This window comes from Trichothermofontia sp. (genome assembly GCF_053493415.1).
This window is the reverse complement of record NZ_JBRCAD010000007.1, coordinates 1-19,702: the sequence shown is the minus strand read 5'-3', so window position 1 is coordinate 19,702 and position 19,702 is coordinate 1. Positions and strand designations below refer to the sequence as shown.

General features: G+C 49.9%; 11 protein-coding genes. 6 read left to right on the top strand and 5 right to left on the bottom strand.

The features are described from left to right. Positions 1 to 87: 87 nt before the first annotated feature. A complete protein-coding gene (locus ACWIUF_RS00700; protein ID WP_448570250.1) occupies positions 88 to 738 on the bottom strand; it encodes a hypothetical protein in 651 nt (216 codons plus the stop codon). 279 nt (positions 739 to 1,017) lie between these two features. Between ACWIUF_RS00700 and ACWIUF_RS00695 the strand changes: the two genes are divergently transcribed. Continuing rightward, entirely contained in the window at positions 1,018 to 1,275 is a 258-nt protein-coding gene (locus tag ACWIUF_RS00695; protein WP_448570249.1) for a hypothetical protein, read from the top strand. A 14-nt stretch (positions 1,276 to 1,289) separates the two neighbouring features. After that, positions 1,290 to 2,927 carry a S8 family peptidase gene (locus tag ACWIUF_RS00690; protein ID WP_448570248.1) on the top strand — a complete coding sequence of 546 codons (1,638 nt, stop codon included), beginning with the start codon at positions 1,290 to 1,292 and terminating at the stop codon, positions 2,925 to 2,927. A gap of 73 nt (positions 2,928 to 3,000) precedes the next feature. On the opposite strand, the gene biuH is transcribed toward ACWIUF_RS00690, so the two are convergent. Continuing rightward, positions 3,001 to 3,690 carry a biuret amidohydrolase gene (gene biuH / locus ACWIUF_RS00685; protein WP_448570247.1) on the bottom strand — a complete coding sequence of 230 codons (690 nt, stop codon included), beginning with the start codon at positions 3,688 to 3,690 and terminating at the stop codon, positions 3,001 to 3,003. 414 nt (positions 3,691 to 4,104) lie between these two features. Here biuH and cobJ point away from each other — a divergent pair, with 414 nt between their 5' ends. Further along, the gene (gene cobJ, locus ACWIUF_RS00680) at positions 4,105 to 6,093 is read left to right on the top strand and encodes a precorrin-3B C(17)-methyltransferase (RefSeq protein ID WP_448570246.1); all 1,989 of its coding nucleotides are present in this window, start codon (positions 4,105 to 4,107) and stop codon (positions 6,091 to 6,093) included. A 137-nt stretch (positions 6,094 to 6,230) separates the two neighbouring features. Continuing rightward, a complete protein-coding gene (locus ACWIUF_RS00675; RefSeq protein WP_448570245.1) occupies positions 6,231 to 7,142 on the top strand; it encodes a S1 RNA-binding domain-containing protein in 912 nt (303 codons plus the stop codon). Between the two features lie 93 nt (positions 7,143 to 7,235). On the opposite strand, the gene ACWIUF_RS00670 is transcribed toward ACWIUF_RS00675, so the two are convergent. After that, positions 7,236 to 10,028 (bottom strand): O-linked N-acetylglucosamine transferase, SPINDLY family protein, encoded by a 2,793-nt coding sequence (locus tag ACWIUF_RS00670; RefSeq protein WP_448570244.1) that lies wholly within the window; start codon positions 10,026 to 10,028, stop codon positions 7,236 to 7,238. 257 nt (positions 10,029 to 10,285) lie between these two features. Next, complete coding sequence (locus ACWIUF_RS00665) at positions 10,286 to 13,327, bottom strand: tetratricopeptide repeat protein (RefSeq protein WP_448570243.1); 3,042 nt, start codon at positions 13,325 to 13,327, stop codon at positions 10,286 to 10,288. A 231-nt stretch (positions 13,328 to 13,558) separates the two neighbouring features. On the opposite strand from ACWIUF_RS00665, the gene ACWIUF_RS00660 reads away from it, so the two are divergent. Further along, positions 13,559 to 17,227 (top strand): tetratricopeptide repeat protein, encoded by a 3,669-nt coding sequence (locus tag ACWIUF_RS00660; protein ID WP_448570242.1) that lies wholly within the window; start codon positions 13,559 to 13,561, stop codon positions 17,225 to 17,227. Positions 17,228 to 17,397: 170 nt separating this feature from the next. Here ACWIUF_RS00660 and sbcD read toward each other — a convergent pair whose 3' ends face one another. Then, a complete protein-coding gene (sbcD, locus tag ACWIUF_RS00655; protein WP_448570241.1) occupies positions 17,398 to 18,780 on the bottom strand; it encodes an exonuclease subunit SbcD in 1,383 nt (460 codons plus the stop codon). A gap of 612 nt (positions 18,781 to 19,392) precedes the next feature. On the opposite strand from sbcD, the gene ACWIUF_RS00650 reads away from it, so the two are divergent. Further along, positions 19,393 to 19,702, top strand: a 310-nt coding sequence (locus tag ACWIUF_RS00650; protein WP_448570240.1) for a hypothetical protein, incomplete at its 3' end; no start/stop codon positions are given.

Here is a 19,702-nt window from a genome sequence, read left to right as displayed (position 1 = left end):
GACCCGCTGGGGGCTGGGGGGGAATGGGCAAGAAATCGGCTGGTAGCACGGTGCTGTTGCCGCCAGCAAAATCGTCAGGCTGACCCGTTATTCGTCATCTGTGATAGTGGTGACGGCCAGGGTTTTCAGCGCGTAGTCAGCAATGGTCAGGCTGAGACGGGCCTGTTCAATTTCCGAGAGGGCTTCCCACGCGATCGGGCGTACCGTTTCCAGGAGGCGATCGGTGGCGGATTGCTGGTCAACCCCCCGCATGGCATAGGCCAGGGGTCGGGCCAGGACTTGCAGATCCTCTTCGCCCCAGGTAGGTAAGAGCGCCTGTACGCAGTACACCAATTGGTCTAACCGGGATTGGGCCGGTGCAATACCCGTTGCTAGTGTGTCCTGTAGGGTTTGCTGGGCACGTTGGGCGATCGTTGTCAGCAAGTCTGGGGGAATTTTGCCCGCGAAGCGATCGCGTAAACGGCTGAGGAGGCTGGCAGCGGTTGGGGCTGGGGTTGCCCCCGCAGTCACCGTCAACCACAGGTGATCCAGATGGCGGTAGAAGCCCTGGCTTTGGGCAGGTGTGGGTTCCCAGGCATCGAGATTGGCCTCAGCCTCTACCGGGTCGAAATAGCGGGATGCCAGATCTGGGGTCAGGTCCCAGGGATAGCATTGGGCGTCCGATTGCCAGAGCGCACTCAGCAAATCTTGCTCAGCCGCTGAGCGCAGGTCTTGTTGATATCTTGGTTGCTCGGTCATAGCGCCCCCATGAAACCATCCACTCAATAATGAAAAACAACAAATGGTGACCGTTCCCAAACCTGCTGCCCCTAAGCATCCAACCCATTGGCCTGTCAGGGTTCTGAACTTGTCACAGGGATCTACACACCGAGTCCCGGTCGTTCCGCAAGCATGGCTAACTTTTTGTGCTGTCCCCTGACCGTGGGGAGAGTGCCCCCTCATCCCACAAGTTTGTTAAGGTGGATATGCTCACCTGAGGCTACCCTGCTCTTCCTTGCCGTGGAGGCTGTTACTGCCATGTCACCCACGCCCACAACCCTGGTCACGCTCCAACTGGAATCCCCCCACAATACCCTGGCCTATGTGCAACAACTGTCTGGTTTACAGGGTGTGACGATCGATGCGGATTACGGTTTAGTCCTTATTAGCCCCCAGCGATCCCTTTACGTTGTGCGGGTGGTCGGTGCGCTGGATGCTGAGCAACTGATGGCCCAACATCCGGAAGTCAAAGGTGTCCACGGCGATGTCACTATTCAAGCGATCGATTCCCCCTAGCCCTGGAGCCTTCCATGCGTGTACTGATTCAGATGCGCTACCAGCCGCAATTGGCAACGGCAGCCCGGACGACCACTGGTTTTACGGCTGCGGCTCTCCCCAGTAGCCCCCTGCCCGGTTTGGCTCCGGATGTCCGCTTTGCGCCCGTGCCGATTCCTGCGCGGCAACCCCGTACCCAGGTGGGCATTACGGAAGTCGGTCGCCTGTATAGCTTTAATACAGCCCCCGAAGCCTCAACCTATCTTGTCCGGGGGGAGGTACCCGATCAGGCAGCCCTTGATCGCCTCATAACGGCAGCGGATCGTGATGACAACATTGTGGGGGTGTTTGCCGATCCCCGCATTAGCCACTTCCGTATCTGTCCGGGGGATGCCCCGATGGGCAATCACGGGGGGGTGGCCACAGCCCTGGGGGTAGCCCAACTGCGGGCACGGGGGATGGATGGCTCGAATGTGTGGGTTGCGATCGTGGATACGGGCATCAATATCAATTACTTGCGTAGCCGGGGGCTGAATCCCAAGTTTGATGCCAGCAAGAGCTGGGCACCGATTCCCAACCTACCCCTTGGCAATATGCCGGTGGATCATGGCACCATGTGTGCCTTTGATGCCTGCATTGCGGCTCCCAACTGCACCCTGCTGGACTATGCCCTCCTTACCTCACGGGCGGGGGGGAGTACCGTTATGGATGGTTTCCTCAGTGATGCCGTCAAAGCCTATAGCCAACTACTGCAATTGCTGACTGCCGCCGGGGCCAATAAGCCTGCCCTAGTGGTCAATAACAGTTGGGGGATGTTTCACCCTTCCTGGGATTTCCCGGCCAATCACCCCGGTAACTATAGTGATAACCCCAACCATCCTTTCAATATTGTGGTGGAAAGTTTGGCGGATGCGGGGGCCGACATCCTATTCGCGGCGGGCAACTGCGGGGCCGAGTGTCCCGATAGTCGCTGCCAGGGTGTAACGAGCCGCACCCTCTACGGGGCCAACTCCCATCCCAGTGTGTTGACGATCGCGGGGGTCTCCCTTGATAAGGTGCGCGTGGGCTACTCCAGCCAGGGACCAGGCCGCTTAGCCACGGAAAAACCTGATCTCTGCGGCTATACCCATTTCGCCGGGTCGGGGGTATATGCCGCCGATGGGGGGACCTCTGCGGCCTGTCCCGTAGTGGCCGGGGTGGTGGCCGCCCTGCGCACCGCCTTTCCCCCGGCCCAGCTTTCCCCCGCCCAGTTACGCCAACTCCTGCGCCGCACTGCGGATGATCTGGGGAGTTTGGGGTTTGACTACGCCCACGGTTTTGGGTTGGTCAATGCCCTCGCTTTCCTACAATCCCAGGAGCAACGGGATGTGCGTGAACTCAAGCCGGGGGATCAACTCACGGGGAGTCTGGCGAAGGTGGGTGAAAGTGCGATGTTCCAACTGAAAATCAACCCAACGTTAACGCTGGATCTCAAGGGGCCTGCTGGTGCAGATTTTGATATTTTCGTCCGCAAGGGGGCAAAACCCACCCTCCGGGATTTTGACTACCGGGGCTATACCAGTTCAGCGGATGAGCAGATCAAGGTCGAGGCGATCGAGCCAGGGGTGTATTACCTGATGGTCCGCTCCTACCGGGGCACTGGCCCCTTTACCCTCAAGGCCACCCTCAGCTAGTGTGCGTTCAATAGCCCCCTCCCCCTGGGGGAGAGGGGCCTAAAACCCTGCGCCCAACCCTGCGTGTTCGGGTTTAGTCTAGGGCTTGAATTGCCGCCAAGAGTGCCGCCGAGGTAGCCACCGCCCCAAAGACCCCGCCCTGCATTTTGATCATCTGTAAGGCGGCTAGGTAGTTGTTATAGTCGGTTGCCCCCGTACAATCCGATAGCATCAGGCACTCGTAGCCGCGATCGTTGGCATCCCGCATGGTCGTATGCACACACACGTCAGTGGTAATCCCGCTCAGAATCAGGTTTTGAATCCCCCGCAGTTTCAGGATTAGGTCTAAATCCGTGGCATAGAACGATCCCTTCCCCGGTTTATCAATCACGACTTCACCCGGCAGCGGAGCCAATTCGGGGATAATTTCCCAACCCGGTTCCCCCCGCACGAGGATACGGCCACAGGGTCCCGGATCGCCAATGCCAGCGCCAATGCGTTGCGATCGCCACCGTTTATTTTCCGGCAGGTCCGACAGGTCAGGCCGATGCCCTTCGCGGGTATGGAGGATGCAGTAGCCGCGCGATCGCATCACGGTGAGTAGTTTTTGGATCGGCGCGATCGGTGCCCGTGTCAGGGATAGGTCATACCCCATCTTATCGACATAGCCACCGGGGCCGCAAAAGTCGGTTTGCATATCAATAATGATCAGGGCCGTGTTGGCGGGCCGCAGGTCACCATTGTAGGGATAGGGATAGGGTTCAGCATCAACGTAACAGGACATTAGTACTCAGTTCTCCTGCTCAAGTTTATAATCTCCTAAGAGTTCGTAAGGAGTAGTTCGTAAGGAGTACAAATTATGGATAACTCGTATCCCAAATTCAGACTAATTTCTGCCAACTTCGTCTGAATTTGAGCGTTGACAATAAATATGTTTACAGTTCCATGTTAACAAGTCATTATAGACAGTTTCGCCCACAGCAATCAGAGAAAATCTATCCAAATGCCCATAAATCACCTGAGATTGCGATAGCATGGCCATCAATCTCCTCCCCGTTTACCCAGAATTCCAATCGCGTTATGGTTGCGAGCGCCTGTAGACCGCCAGACGCTTGTCTTTTTTTGTCTTGCCGACCGTCATCGAAGCGGGCTATACCTACTGTTTATGCCAATCAGCCCATCCCCAGCCGCGAAGATCTTGTTTGAGTCCTTTCAACCCTTAGCCGCGATCGCGGTGACCCCCACGGGTGTCAACACCCTGCTACCCCTGGCGAACGAATATTTACCGTTATGGATACCCAGCGCGATCGCGGCTGGCCTGCCGGATACCGTCGAGCGATCGCACCTACGCCCCTATACGGGACCCCTACGGGATCACATGGGCCAACTCTGGGCCAATCATCGCGGTCTGATTGGCTGTCTGGCGACGGGGGCGGTTGTGCGTTTGATTGCGCCGTTGTTGGCGAATAAGGCGACCGATCCGGCGATCGTCGTGGTGGATGAAGCCGCCCAGGTGGTCATTAGCCTGTGCGGGGGGCACCAGGGCGGGGCCGATCGTCTGGCTCAAGTGGTCGCTCGTTATCTGGGTGCAACGCCAATCCTGACTGGGGCGGCCCACCACCGTCAGCAGCCGGCTGTTGATACCTGGGGTATCCCCTTTGGGTGGCGACGGGGGCCGGGGGAGTGGACAGCGGTGAGTGCCGCGATCGCCCGTGGGGAAACAGTGCAGGTCATCCAAACCGCAGGTGCAGCCCTGTGGCAGGCCACGATTGGTCCGGCAGCCCCCATCCGCCACGTTACGGTGCCCCCAGTTGTCCCACCAGCGCCCCCCACCCCAGTAGACCCAGGGGCACAAGAGCCAGTGGCCTCAACAACAGAGGGATTAGGGGCAGACTCGGCGGCCCAACTGCCCCAGGTGTGGATTAGCGCCCAGGTCCGGATACCGGAGCCAACCGCCCCGATTGTGACAGGTCCCCAGGTGCAGTGGTATCCCCGTGTCCTGTGGGTTGGGCTGGGTTGCGAACGCGGGACAGCCCCAGCGGTGATTGCCACAGCCGTGACCACTGCCCTCGCCAGCCAAGGCTTAGCGCCAGCGGCGATCGCGGGTATTGCCACGATCGATCGCAAGGCCGATGAGGCGGGATTGCTGGCCTTCTGCCGCGATCGCGATCTACCCCTAATCTGCTTCACGGCAGAACAATTGCGATCGGTGCCGGTACCAACCCCTTCGGACATTGTGGCGGCGGTGGTGGCAACCCCCAGTGTGGCCGAGGCGGCGGCCCTGTTAGCGGCAGCCCAGGTAGACCGTGTACTGGGAGCTGCTCCGTCCCCCTGTCTGCGGGTTTCCAAACAGATTGTGCGCCTGCCGGGTCAACCGGGAGCTGTCACCGTCGCGATCGCCCAAGCCAATGTCGAATATACGGGGCGATCGGGCCAACTCTGGTTGGTGGGGACGGGCCCGGGCCAGTTGGCGCAAATTACCCCCGCCGCCCAAGCCGCCCTGAGTGCTGCCGATGCGGTGATCGGCTATTCCCTCTATATCGACCTGATTCGCCCCTGCCTGCGATCGGGCCAACTGATCGAATCGATGCCCATTACCCAAGAACGGCAGCGGGCCGAACGGGCGATCGCGCTGGCTAACTGGGGGTTATCGGTGGCGGTGGTCTCTTCGGGCGACTGTGGCATTTATGGGATGGCGGGCTTGGTCCTGGAGGAATTGGGGCGTCAGGGGTGGGATGGCCAACGGCCTGCTGTGCAGGTTTTTCCAGGGATTACCGCGATGCAAGCGGCAGCGGCGCGGGTGGGTGCCCCCCTGATGCATGACTTTTGTGCAATTAGCCTCAGTGATTTGTTGACGCCCTGGCCGGTCATTGAAAAACGCCTCCAAGCGGCGGCGCAGGCGGATTTTGTCACTGCGCTCTACAATCCGCGATCGCAGGCCCGCACCGAACAAATCCAGCAGGCCCAGGCGATTTTCCTTGCCTACCGTGCTCCCGATACCCCGGTTGCCCTTGTCCGGGCGGCCTACCGTGCGGATGAACAGATTACCCTGACGACCCTGGGCCAAATGCTTGAGTCGGCGATCGATATGCTAACCGTGGTGCTGATTGGGAACCAAAGCACCCGCCGCCACGGGGATTGGCTCATTACTCCCAGGGGCTATTTGGGGTTTGGTGAGCGTACCTGAGGCGCGATCGCCCAGGTTGTCTGTGCAAAGTGGGCAAGTCCTGACTATGCTGAAGGAACAGGATTGAGACCCAGGGTGACCACTCCCTGCCTGCTCGCTTAGTGAGTTCGTTTATTCGCACGTTTTATTGACAGATCATGAGTTCCAAATCACCCCGCCCCCAGTCCACTGTTGCCGAGTTTTCGATGGAAGACTTTGCGAAGGCCCTAGAGCAACACGACTACCAGTTCCAGAGGGGGCAAAGCATTCGGGGCAAAGTCTATAGCCACGAGCCGGATGGCGTTTACATTGATATTGGGGCAAAGTCTCTGGCCTTTTTGCCTCGGCAGGAAGCGTCCCTCAGTGCCACAGCGGACTTAACCCAACTCCTGCCGATCCAGGAAGAGCGGGAGTTCCTCATCGTGCGGGAGCAAAATGCCGATGGTCAGGTGATGCTATCCCTGCGCCAACTGGCCCTGAAGCAAGCCTGGGACAGCCTGCTAGAGCTACAAGCGAGTAACCAAACCCTGACGGTACAGGTAACAGGTACCAATAAGGGTGGCCTGATTGTGGATGCTCAAGGCTTGCGGGGGTTTATCCCCCGTTCACACCTGAGTATGCGGGATGAGTTGGAAACCCTGGTGGGCCAGCGTCTGGCTGTGACCTTTTTAACCGTGGACCCAGACGCGAAAAAATTGGTTTTGTCGGAACGGCTGGCTTCGCGATCAGCCAATATCAGTCGGCTGGCGATCGGCCAGTTGGTGGAGGGCACGATCGTCAGTATCAAACCCTATGGGCTGTTTGTGGATATTGGGGGTACCACAGCCCTGCTGCACATTAAACAAATCAGTCAAACCTATATTGCTTCCTTGCCCGTTCTGTTTGAAATTGGGCAAACGATCAAGGCCGTTATTGTTGATTTGGATGAGTGGAAAGGTCGGGTTTCTCTCTCGACACGGGTGTTGGAAAAGCATCCTGGTGAGTTGTTGGAATCGTTGGCAACGGTGATGGCGGAGGCGGAGATTCGGGCCGAGAAGCTAGGGATGGCGGCGATCGGGGCTGGGGAGTAGGGGGAACGTAGAGCGGTAGGTTCACCGCTCAGGCACTAAGAACACGCAGGGGCACCAAGATCTTTGTGTTGCTTAGCGTGCTTAGTGCCTTGGTCATGCTTGAGGCTTGGATGACAAACCCGTTACCTGCCAATAAAAGTCCTCTAATGCCCGCACACTGGTGATATCTTCATATAGTTGCGCCTGACCCGCTTGCATTTGCTGACCGATTTCCGCCCGCCATGCCGGATCTTGACCTAACCGCACGGCAATTTCGATGTACTCAGATTCACTGTGGGCGATCGTGGCCGTCACCCCCATTTGCCGCAAGATACCATAGGCATGGCGACCCCGCATAAATTCACCGGGACAGGTCACTACTGGTAAACCACACGCGATCGCCTCTAAAGTTGTCCGTCCGCCTGACCAACTCAGCGTATCTAAAAAAATGTCGGCAGCTAGATTCAGTCTCAGGTAAGCTGAATGCTTTAAAGGTGGTGAAAATATACAAAATTCCTCGTAATTTAAGCCAAACTCTTTAAAAGCTTGATGCAAGCGTTTCCGAAATTTATTCGTTACATATTGACTATAGTAGGATATAAAAACAAGGCGAGCTTGTTTAACCTGCTGCGCGATCGCGGGAAAAATAAAATCGTATTGAGGCAAGTATTTAAACAAAGATTGACAGGAGAGATACACGATATCCTGGGCAGCTAAACCAAATTCAGTACGTGGATTCTCAACTTCGGGAATAATCGGTTTTTCGTAGGCAATGCTAATATTGGGCAAGCGAACTAGTTGCTCTGTATAATGTTTTTCACCATCCTCCGGTTCCATGAGATCACTAGTTAAAAAATAATCGATCGTAGGCAAACCCGACGTAATGGGGTGGCCCCAAGTCAAACACTGGATCGGGGCTAAGCGCAAGGCGGCGATTTGAGTTGGCAATGCGTACATACCCAGATCCAAAAAGACCAGAATGTGAAGGCGATCGTTGATAATTTGCTGGCAAACTGCTTCCAGGTTATTGGGGATATGGTGAAAAGCATGACTGTAGAGCCGATACTTTTCCGTCCTGTGATCTTGAACAGTATCGAGGTGATAGCAATATATTTCAAAGCGTTCTCGATCTGCATACTTGACCCAGCCACTAAACAGGAAATCTACAGTATGGGACTTCAGACAATGGGAAACATAGCCAACCCGCAGACGACCGCTATTGCTCAGGGGATACATCGGCAGTGGTTGTACCCATTGAGGATAGTTAGCGGCCATAATCCGATGAACAGATTCTCCATAAAGCCGTTGTAAATGGCGATCGTTCTTACCTTGATATTGCAAGAAGAACGTTGTACCGTAATCTAAAATAGCCACCCACTTATGGTTATCCTCTGGTGTATCTAGCCGAATAGTTTCTGCAAATTCTTCCAAGGCTTGAGTAAAGCGATTTCGCCAAAGGTCAACTTCAAGTGTTGATTCATAAATAATCGGCAAAGTAAACCATATAAAAAACTTGAAGATGAGTAGATCTGGAAATTTTTCGGAGGCTCCTTGGGCTGTTTCTATCACTACTTCAGGTTGACCAACCGCTTTCAATCCAATTAATAAATTTATGAGAATATCTGGATGATCAGGTTGATATCTAAGAGCTATTTGATAGACAGAAACTGCATCTTCTACCTTATTAAGATGCAATAATACATTTCCTAAGTTTAAGTATGTTCCAAAATGATCTGGCTGAAGATTGATAGCTTGTCGATAAATCTGCTCAGCAGTCACCAGATCTCCCTGGTTCATTAGAAGATTACCGAGATTATTATAGGCATCGATCAAAATTGGATCATACTCAATTGCCTTGTAATATGCTGAGATAGCGTCACTTTTCTTGTCATCATTCTGTAAAATTAAACCTAGGCTATAGTACCTGAGACCTGAGGTATCATCAAGATTGAGTGACGTGTATACGGCTCGCAAGGCATCAGTATAGTTTCCTAACTTAAAGAATGTCATTCCCAGATCATGCCAAGCTTCCGCATCAAACTCATTCTCCTGCAAATACGTGAGGTATTTCTGGATCGCTTCTACCCAGCGGCCTGCATAATGGAGAGAAGCTGCCTCTCTTAGGAGTTGTTTTAATTGATCGTTTTTCTCGATAAATTGAATATTGGCTGTTTTGAAATACTCCAGGAAGTATTTTTGTTGTTGGCGTTCGATTTCTTCAAACTCATATTCTTGCTTATTTTGACTGTCCCAACTGAGGAGATGAATACCATTGTAAAAACTCGAATGTCTGTCAGATCTTGTCTTGAGATTGAGCAAATTTCGACATTCAGGATTTAAAAGTATGAAATCGATAATTGCTTGCTCAACGTCTTCTCGATTACTGTTATCAACAATAATTAGAGCTTGATCAGCCAGAAATTCTTTGGCTAATGCAAGACTCAGTAGTTGCGATCGGTAGTCTAATAATCCTCGATAATAATAAATTCCGATTTTTTCAGTAATCGCTAATGAACGTAATTCATAAAAAAAGCTTTCGATCGTTTGATTATGAAGTAAAACCTGATCAGCCAAACCAAATTCTTCCAGTTGATTGACTAATTCTTCAAAGGCAATTTCTGGATCATCCGTAGTGCCAAAATCACCGATCGTCCAGGCGATACAATCGGGATGATTGAGCAATGCACCTACTAGCGTTATCCCCTGCACAGGACCCACTTCACAGTAAACTTCGGTAGGAGCCAAGTAACCCACTGCACAATTCAAAAGTTGCAAAATATTACAACTGGTTTCCCCCGGTAGGGTATTTAAGATCGCTTGAAAGGTTTCTTCCTTGGGAACAACGGTCTCTTGTCCCCATTGGAGATATAAAGAAGGTAACTGTTCTAAAAAGGCTTGATAGTCCATAATTCAGGAGGGTTCTTGTCTAAGCAGGAAGTAGGGAGTAAAGGTTACGATTATATCTTAGCCTCAGTAGATCATAAATTGAACGTGGAATGGCCGTCTCGGCTGTCTCCGGGGCAGGCAGGATGCCTACCCCACAATTGTTTTCGTTCGCGTAGCGTCTCTGCAGGAGAATCTTCTGTACCTGTGTGTTTAGCCTGCGGGCGGAGCCGTAGCTAGGGGGTCTCCTGGGTTGGGGTGATACGGGAACACAGTACAATCTAATCCCGCGCCAATCCAGTCACTTGCCAATAGAAATCTTCTAAGGCCCGCACACAGGTGACATCTTCATATAATTGCGCCTGACCCGCTTGCATTTGCTGACAGATTTCTGCCCGCCACGCCGGATCTTGGCCTAATCGCACGGCAATTTCGATGTACTCAGATTCATTATGGGCGATCGTGGCTGTCACCCCCATTTGTCGCAAAATTCCATAGGCATGGCGTCCCCGCATAAATTCACCGGGACAGGTCACCACCGGTAATCCACAGGCGATCGCCTCTAGGGTTGTATTTCCCCCTGACCAACTTAAGGTATCCAGGAAAATGTCCGCCGCTAAATTCAAGCGCAGGTAGGGTTGATGGTTTAAGCGTGGTAAAAAGATGCAAAATTCCTCATGATTTAGGTTAAATTCCTTGAAGGCTCGATACAGTCGCTCGCGTAACTTATCGGTAATATATTGGCTAGCGTGGGAAAGAAAGGCAAAACGAGCGTGCTTGACTTGGTGCGCGATCGCGGGAAAAATAAAGTCATATTGGGGCAAATACTTAAACAAGGATTGACAGGATAGATAAACTATATCCTGTTCTGTAAAGCCAAATTCGTGACGAGGATTTTTAATCGTCGGTACAATCGGCTTTTCGTAGGCAATACTGATATTGGGTAGACGAATAAGCTGCTCCGTATAATGTTCAGCACCAGCTTCCGGTTCCATTAGATCACTGGTTAGAAAATAATCAATTGTTGGTAAACCCGAAGTGATGGGATGCCCCCAAGTCAAGCATTGAATCGGTGCCAAACGCAGGCCCGCAATTTGAGTTGCCTTGGGATACATACCCAGATCTAAAAAGACAAGAATATGCAATTGATCTGCCAGAATTTGTTGGGCGATGGTTTCGATTTCATTAGGGAGATGGCGAAAAGCGGTGCTGTATATTCGATACTTTTGAGTATTTTGATCTTGAATTGTGTTGAGGTGATAGCAATAGGTTTCAAATTGCTGATGATCAGCATGTTTGACCCAGCCTAAAAAAAGTTGACCCACCGTATGGAAGCGCAGACAATCGGAAATATAGCCAATCCGCAGACGATGGCCAGGGCTAAGGGGCGGCAGCGATCGGGGCTGGGACCATTGGGGATAGTTGGCTGCCATTACCCGCTGGACGAACGCGCCATAGGTTTGCTGAAGCGAGCGATCGTTCTTACCTTGATATTGCAACAAAAAAGTTGTCCGCCGACTCAGGCTATGCATCGCTTGCTGGCGCTCAGGCAGCGTTTCCAAGGAAGTTTCCGCAACTAATTGGGCGAGGGAAGTCGTAAAGTGTGCGCGATAGGTATTAATTTCTGCTTCGGATTCATAAATAATCGGCAAGGTAAGACCAATCGCTAGTTTCAGAAAAAGGTGATTGGGAAACTGCTGCGCAGCCTCCTGGGCAATTTGGACGGCCTCCTGGGTTCGCCCCGCATCCTGTAAAATGTGAACAAGCTTCAGCGGAAATTCAGGATTATCGGGATAGCGTTGTGCGCCTTGTTGACAAGTTTGAATGGCTTCTTGGTACAAGTTGATGATCTTATACGCATCGGCAAGCTCCAGATAAATTTCAGGACTAGCAGGATTTTGCTGTAAATATTGTTGATAGTACTGACTGGCTGAGGTATAGTCGCCCAGGGCTTGATAGGCTTTGGCATAGTATAGATTTGCTTGCGATATATCTCCTTTTTCCTGTAACGCGATCGCCAAGTTCATTAAGGTGTCGGGATAATTCGGTTCATAACGTCGTGCGGCCTGATAGGCCGCGATCGCGTCCTCAAACTTGCGCAGCACAAATAAAATATTGCCGAGATTTAGATAGGCCCCAAAGTGATCAGGTTTAATCGCGATCGCCTGCTGATAGATCTGTTCAGCCGCTTCGAGATTACCTTGCTGCATCAGCAAAGTTCCCATATTATTATAGGCATCAATCATGTTGACATCGCGCTGAATAGCTTCTTGATAAGCCACGATTGCATCATTTAATTGTCCAGCGTGCTGCAATACCAGACCTAAGCTGTAGTATCGAAGTGCTTTGGAATCGTCAAGCTCAAGTGACCTTTGTAGTGCCGATAGAGCATCGTTATAGTTTTCTAACTTAAAAAAAGTCATACCCAAATCATGCCATACTTCAGCATCAAATTTATTTTCATTCAAATAGGTTAAATACTTGTTAACTGCTTCAATCCAGTAGCCAGAGTAATGCAGAGCAGCCGCTTCCTTAACAAGCTGACGGAGTTGCTTATTTTTTTCGATAAATTCAGCATTAGACTTTTGTAGATAACGTAAAAAATATTGTTGCTGATGACGTTCAAATTCAATTAAATCATATTGACTTGTTTTGGAATTAGCATCCCATTTAAGTAGATGAATGCCATTATAAAAGGTCGAATCTTTCTCAGAACGAGTTTTGTAGTTGAGAAGACTCTGGCATTGGGGCTGGAGTAAAATAAAATCCCAAATGGCTTGCTGTACACTGGGATAATTATTATTATCAATAATGAGCAATGCCTGATCAGCTAAAAAATCTTTAACAATCGATAATCCTAAAAGTTGCGATCGATAATCAAACGGACCACGATAATAGTAAACACCAATTTTTTCTGTAATTTCCAGGGAGCGAAGTTCATATAAAAAATTTGTCACTGTCTGACTGTGGAGTAATACCTGCTCGGTCAGGCCATACTGATCAAGTTGTACCACCAATTCTTCAAAGGCAGTTTCTGGGTCTTCAGTGTTTGCAAAATCATCGATCGCCCATGCAACACAATGGGGATGGTTGAGTAATGCACCTGCTAGGGTGACACCCTGTACCTGTCCGACCTCACAGTAAACTTCATTCTTTTCTAGGCAACTAACGGCATGATTCAAAAGTTGCAAAATATTAAAATTTGTATCGCCTTGAAGTGTATTCAACAGGGTTTTGAATGTTTGATCACGCGGTTCCAGGGTATCCTGATCCCAGTTTTCATACAACTCAGGCAATTGTTTCAGAAATGATTGACAATCCATATTAACAGTCAACTATTGATGACAATAAAATAACGTCACTGATTCACAGTCTCTGTCCAATGCCCGCAAATCCTAGGCTAGGACATCGATTGAAGCAGTACCAAGGCTGGTAACATCTTAGCCCGTGCCTGTTTTCCTGACCACTTTGAGCTGCGTGTTTAGTTTAGACAAGGGATCGGGGTAGACTAGACTATAATCGGCAATCAGTACTGTCCCTGTAGCCCATATATTATGGATTGTCAAGCATTTTTAACGGCACTGGCCACCTCGGCGATCGCTGATGACAGTAACCAAAACCTTCCTAAGAGCAGACAGTATCCAGACTGGGTGACTGAAATAGTCGAGCAAATCCGAGGTACTGCTTCACCTCAGCTATTATACCTACTCAATTTGGCGATTGGTTATCTAGGGCCAGATGAGATCTATTGTGAAGTAGGGTGTTTTCAAGGGCGCAGCCTAGTGGGAGCATTGACCCATCATTCCCATGCGATCGCCTATGCTGTTGATGATTTCTCTGAGTTTGATCCGTTTCAAGATAATTTTGATCAATTGATTGAAAATCTTGCCGATCGTGGCTTATCTGATCAGATCACCTTTTACTATCAAGACTTTGAGGCATTTTTCGCAGATCTTCGGAATAGCCAGGAGCGGCCCACGATCGGCGTCTATGTGTATGATGCGGCCCATGACTATCGCTCGATCTTAATGGGTCTTAACCTTGCAAAGCCATTTCTTGCCGATCAAGCTTTGATTTTTCTAACCGCTACAGATTGGTCATCAGTTCAGCAAGCCAGTCAAGATTTTTTATTAACCTCTTCCGAATGTTCACTAATTTTTACATCTACTGAAATAGAAAAAAATGGTTTGCTTGAAAAGCAAAGCTTAAGTATTTATCTCTGGAATCGACAACAGAATAAAATACTTTCTCATCCATATAGATACACTAAAAATCAAGAACATTTGAACTCTTTATACACTGCACATAATAGCGAAAGAGAAGCTAATGCCAAAAGGCTTTACCATGAGGCTCTCATTTTACATCATGTGCCCTTGCTAGAAGCGGCAATTTTAAAATATCGAGATGCCTTATTTTGGACACCCGACGATCCAAATATATGGCAAAATCTTGGGACAGCATACTACCTACAACAACAATATGATTTGGCACTAAAAATGTTGAATCATGCATTAAATATCAATCCATCCTCATCAATTATTTATTATAACTTTGGCCTTATTTTTACAGCACTTGAAGATAAAAATAATGCAATTAAAGCCTATGAAACTGCTATTAATTTAGATACTCATAATGTTTTAGCATATAATAATCTTGGTAATCTGCTGATGCAGATCAATGAGATAGAAAATGCTGAGCTTTTATTCCGAAAAGCCATTTCTATTAACTCTAAATTTCCAGGTAGTTATGTGAATTTGGCTAACACACTTTTCTGCCAGGATCGATTGGATGAGGCAATTGAAACATATCGTACTGCAATTAGCCTAGAGCCTCGCAATTCTGATACTCACTATAATCTTGCAATTCTATATCAGCATACTCATAACCTTACCCTTGCAGAACGCTATTTTGGCAATGCTAGCTACTATAGAAAAGACTATGAATCTGCGATCGTGCATTATCAACGTTGCTGTGAATTAGCAACGCCAACACTGGATCTCTATTTGGCGTTGGCGCAAGCCCATCGAGAATTAAGAGATTTTCAATCTGCGGCTCGCGTTTACCAGACAGCTTGCCAAACTTATCCCCAATCGCTTGAACTCTATCATCACTGGATTACTGCATTAGAAGCAACAGGTAGGGTTGAAGAAGCGATCGCAGTCGCCCAGAAAGGTAGCCAATACTTACCGCTCGCTTTGTATCTTAAAGCTGAGCAATCCTTCTTGCTTCCAATTATTTATGATAGTATTGAACAATTAAAAGCATACCAAACGAAATTCAATCAAGGCTTAGAAAAGCTACTACAAGACCTTGACCTATCAACACCTGAAGGACGTGCAGGTGCGCTAACCTTCCCAGAACTTAAAAACAACTTTTATATCATTTATCAAGTACAAAACGATCGCTATTCTCAAGAGCACTGGTCTTTCCTAATTCATACCATTCTTAAGGCTAACTATCCCTACTGGTGCCAACCTAGGCAGATGCCTCCACTGACGAAAGATGGCAAAATTCGAGTCGGTTATATTTCTGCAAATATTTCTAAGAATGGTGTTGTTCTTTTATTTCACGAATGGCTGAAATTCCGCGATCGTAACCAATTTGAAGTGTATTGCTTCCAAATTAATCCCCAAGCTGATCATGTCACTGAAGCATTTAAGTTACATAGCGATGTTTTTATCCCAATATCGAATGATTTAACCAGTCTTTCTCAGAATAGTCTTGCAACAATTGCCCAAACTGTCATTGCCCAGAATTTACATATCCTTGTTTTTCTAGAAGTTGGCTTGACGCCAGTTATGTGGCAATTAGCAAACCTGCGATTAGTTCCCATTCAATGCGTGACCTGGGGACATCCAATCACGACTGGTACCTCAACTATCGACTATTTCCTGTCGAATGAGTTAATGGAATCACCCGATGCTCAGCAATATTATTCAGAAACCTTGATTCGTCTTCCGAATTTAGGTATTTACTGCAATCAGTTGTCTGTAAAGCCAGACATTGACAAATCACGACAGGATTACGGAATTGCTAATGACGCGATCGTCTATCTATGTATCCAATCTCTACAGAAGTACTTGCCGCAATACGACTTTGTCTTTCCCGCGATCGCGCAGCGAGTGCCCCAGGCAAAATTTGTGTTTGTGGAATCCTACATTAGTCCGGAAATTACTCAACAATTTGCGAGGCGTCTTCAGTCTGTCTTCAAGAAATATGGTTTGAATGCAGATAATTATCTTATTTTTCTACCTAGAGAAGGATACAAAAACTATTTCAACTTTTATAAAATTGCCGATATCTTTCTAGACAGCTTTGAGTTTTCTGGCTGTCTGACCACCCTGGATAGCCTAGTGTATGATTTACCGATTGTTATCTGCCCAGGTCAATTGATGCGAGGCCGACAATCCTACGGTATTTTGAACCGCATGGGTGTAACTGAGACAATTGCCAGTAATCCAGACGAGTATATTGATATCGCCACGCGCTTGGGTTTGGAAGCAGAGTGGCGACAATCTATCTCCAAAAAAATTCAACAGAAAAAAGCTCTCTTGTATGAAGATCAGGAACCTCTAAAAGCGCTGGAGAAATTCTATCGAGAAGTTGTGGAGGCTGCCCTTGCTAAGCAAGCGGAATCACCGAAGCTAGACACTTTTTCCCAGGATAGTGTTGCACAAAAATTACTGCTCCATGTGGGATGTGGTTCACCTGATCCAAATAAATTACCCCAACAATTTCGATCACCCGAATGGCGCGAAGTTCGCCTCGATATTGATCCATCGGTACAACCAGATCTACTTGGGTCCATTACCGATCTCAGTGCCGTTGGAGCTAGTTCAGTAGATGTGGTGTATTCTTCCCATAACCTTGAACATCTCTACTACCATGAAGTGCCTACTGCCCTCTCAGAGTTCTACCGCGTCTTGAAACCAGGTGGCTATGCCCTAATCACCCTGCCCGACTTACGGCGAGTCGCTGAGCAGGTTGCCCAAGGAAAACTTGAAGAACCTCTTTACGTTTCAGCCGCTGGGCCGATCGCCGCGATCGATATCCTCTATGGTTATGGTTACGATATTGCCAGGGGAAATCACTTTATGGCTCATAAGACTGGCTTTACCGCTAAAACCTTGGCTGAAAAACTTCGACAAGCTGGTTTTAGCAAGGTTGAAGTGACGGAAGACGATCTCAACTTATGGGCTACAGCCACCAAGCCAATGACATAAAATAATGCGACAAAGAACGGGACAAAAACTCTCAAACCGCTTATTCATATTAAATGAAACACTCAAGGGCACTTCGCTTAACCTGGCCTAGGGACAGGGGCACTTCAACTGCCCAAACCGACAGGATCATATTGCTTAGGAGCGCAAAATGGGTCTTCTTCGAGGTGTCCTCAAATTAACCGCAACTGGGTTTCTGTTGTGTAATGGGCTGGTGACTCTGTTAGCTTGGGTGGCTCAGAGGGGGAAATTGTTGGAGGCAGCGTTGTCAGCTCGTTGCTTGCTACCGAGACAGCCTCGGCCACCCTTGAGGGCTTCCCAGCAACATCAAGCCGCTCCAACGCATGGCCGTTCAGCATGACCTGAGCCGTCGCTAAGAGATCGGGGGCCAGTTCCTGAAGATCAGCCCGGCTATTCAGATAAGCCTTCAGCGCAGCTAAGGGTTCGATGTTCACCCCTACCCCTAACTCCGGGAGACGCGATCGCACCAACTCACTCACCAATTCCGGCTGGATCGTATAACTATGGGCGATCGCTAGAGCAGCGTGGATCGCACTATTATCGATCGCGGCCAACTGTTCAGCCCGCACCTGGTAGATCAACCGCACCACCGCATCCTGCACCTGCTCCGGCACGATCGCCGCCAACAACATGGCCTGGGGATCATCCCCACTGGTCAGATCCACCTGAAGGGTCAAAAAGCGCCGCACAGGTAAGGGGCAAAATTGCATCTGAGTCTGCCCCCGCACCAGATCAACTAACACAAACCCCTTGTCTTCCTTCTCTTCACTGAAATCTACCCGTTCAATACTGCCGGGATAGACAACCCAGGGGTTTTGCGACAGGACTTGGTGACGATGGACATGGCCCAGGGCCACATAATCAAAACAATCACGGGTCAACACAGAGAGGGGTACCGTAAAGCCCTTACCCACCGCTAAAAATCGCTCTGCTCCATAGCGGGCCGTATCCACCATCAGGTGCCCTAACAACACCGTGGGCACATCCGGATCTAACCCACGAATTTCCCCCTCCAAGGCAATCCGTAGCCGATCAATAAGTAACTGATTGACCGCCGCGAGCGATAGACCCTCTGTTTCCGGTCGCGTTAACAACATCGATCGCGTTAGCCAGGGGAGAGTAATGATCTGCACCGGGCCATTAGGGGTACTAAGGCGGTGGGTTTCCAGGCGATCACCGACCACAAAACCTGGCACCCCTAGCGTACGATAAATACACAAACTCGCCCCCCCCTGTCCCTGGGCGTGTTGATCGTGATTGCCCACCAACAACACTGTGGGGATTTGGGCCGTCACTAGGCGACAAAATTGCTGAGCAAATGCCTCTTGGACCAACGGTGGCGGGGTTGCATCGGGGAAAGCATCCCCCCCAAACAGCACTAAATCCACGGGTTCGGCTAAGGCGCGATCGATACAGCGCGTCAGCGTTTGTACAAAATCCTCCAAGCGCGTATTCAATCCCGTTTGGGGATTCACCCGCCCGTGGGAAAACCCACTACCTAAATGAATGTCAGACAGGTGAAGAAGCTTAATCATGACAACAACAAAAAGCCGATTGAGAACCTTTTAACACGTTAAACCCTTTCGGGAATTCCTAGGTATCCCAGGCACTCCCGCCAAAGCTTTCCGTTAGGAGACCACCCTCCTACTTCGTGGGTTCACAATCGACTTGCTCTAGGGTTGGCAGAAGATAGAAAGCCATGCGCTAGCCCACCCAATTCGGCACACCTACCCGCAAGTCACACCCACGGCCAGCGATCGCCACATCAGGCGCTAGCATCTCAACGGGTCACTCAATCTTCTGGTAACCCCTACCAGTACTACCTAATTAATCAGTTTGGCTAAATTCTGAGAAAAAAGTCGCCAAGATTACAAAAAAAATAAACTTGTTTACGCAACGCAACAAAAAGCGCCCCCTTGGCAAGGCTTGTATCGATAAATTAAAACTGGAGGTAAGGATCTGTACCTGTTAGTAAATGCGATCGTGGTGGGCACCCTGACCTTAAAAAAGAGCAAGAGCGCGCAACCGCGCCGCCAGCTCTCTCCCCCAAGACACAGCCCTGTGCCTTGAGCCAGCGACGACGGCCCATCGCTGTTCGCCTCCGCATCACCCTGATTCACCGTCAACCTTTCGCAACGGCGCTATCTATGTCTTCTGCTACCGAACTGCTCCAGGAGGGGATCAAGGCCATCCGCCAGGAACGTTATGCGGACGCGATCGCCCCGCTAGTTGCCTTTTCCCAGCAATGCCCTAACTCCCGATCGCTGGACTTTTTGCAAGCCCAGCGGGGTTTGCTCAAAGCCTATCAAGCTACCGGGCAAACGGATGCCGCCCGCGATCTTTGCCAACGGTTACTCGCAATCGATGACCCAGCCCTGACCGCCCTCGCCAACAAAGCCCTAGCTGTGCTAGCCAATCCCGCAACCGCCAGTCCCCCGCCATCATCTCCCCCAGATC

Bases quoted from the DNA above. Each gene is read 5' to 3' on its own strand.
- ACWIUF_RS00700 (WP_448570250.1), bottom strand. From the start codon at position 738: ATGACCGAGCAACCAAGATATCAACAAGACCTGCGCTCAGCGGCTGAG.
- ACWIUF_RS00695 (WP_448570249.1), top strand. From the start codon at position 1,018: ATGTCACCCACGCCCACAACCCTGGTCACGCTCCAACTGGAATCCCCC.
- ACWIUF_RS00690 (WP_448570248.1), top strand. From the start codon at position 1,290: ATGCGTGTACTGATTCAGATGCGCTACCAGCCGCAATTGGCAACGGCA.
- biuH (WP_448570247.1), bottom strand. From the start codon at position 3,690: ATGTCCTGTTACGTTGATGCTGAACCCTATCCCTATCCCTACAATGGT.
- ACWIUF_RS00675 (WP_448570245.1), top strand. From the start codon at position 6,231: ATGAGTTCCAAATCACCCCGCCCCCAGTCCACTGTTGCCGAGTTTTCG.
- ACWIUF_RS00670 (WP_448570244.1), bottom strand. From the start codon at position 10,028: ATGGACTATCAAGCCTTTTTAGAACAGTTACCTTCTTTATATCTCCAA.
- ACWIUF_RS00665 (WP_448570243.1), bottom strand. From the start codon at position 13,327: ATGGATTGTCAATCATTTCTGAAACAATTGCCTGAGTTGTATGAAAAC.
- ACWIUF_RS00660 (WP_448570242.1), top strand. From the start codon at position 13,559: ATGGATTGTCAAGCATTTTTAACGGCACTGGCCACCTCGGCGATCGCT.
- sbcD (WP_448570241.1), bottom strand. From the start codon at position 18,780: ATGATTAAGCTTCTTCACCTGTCTGACATTCATTTAGGTAGTGGGTTT.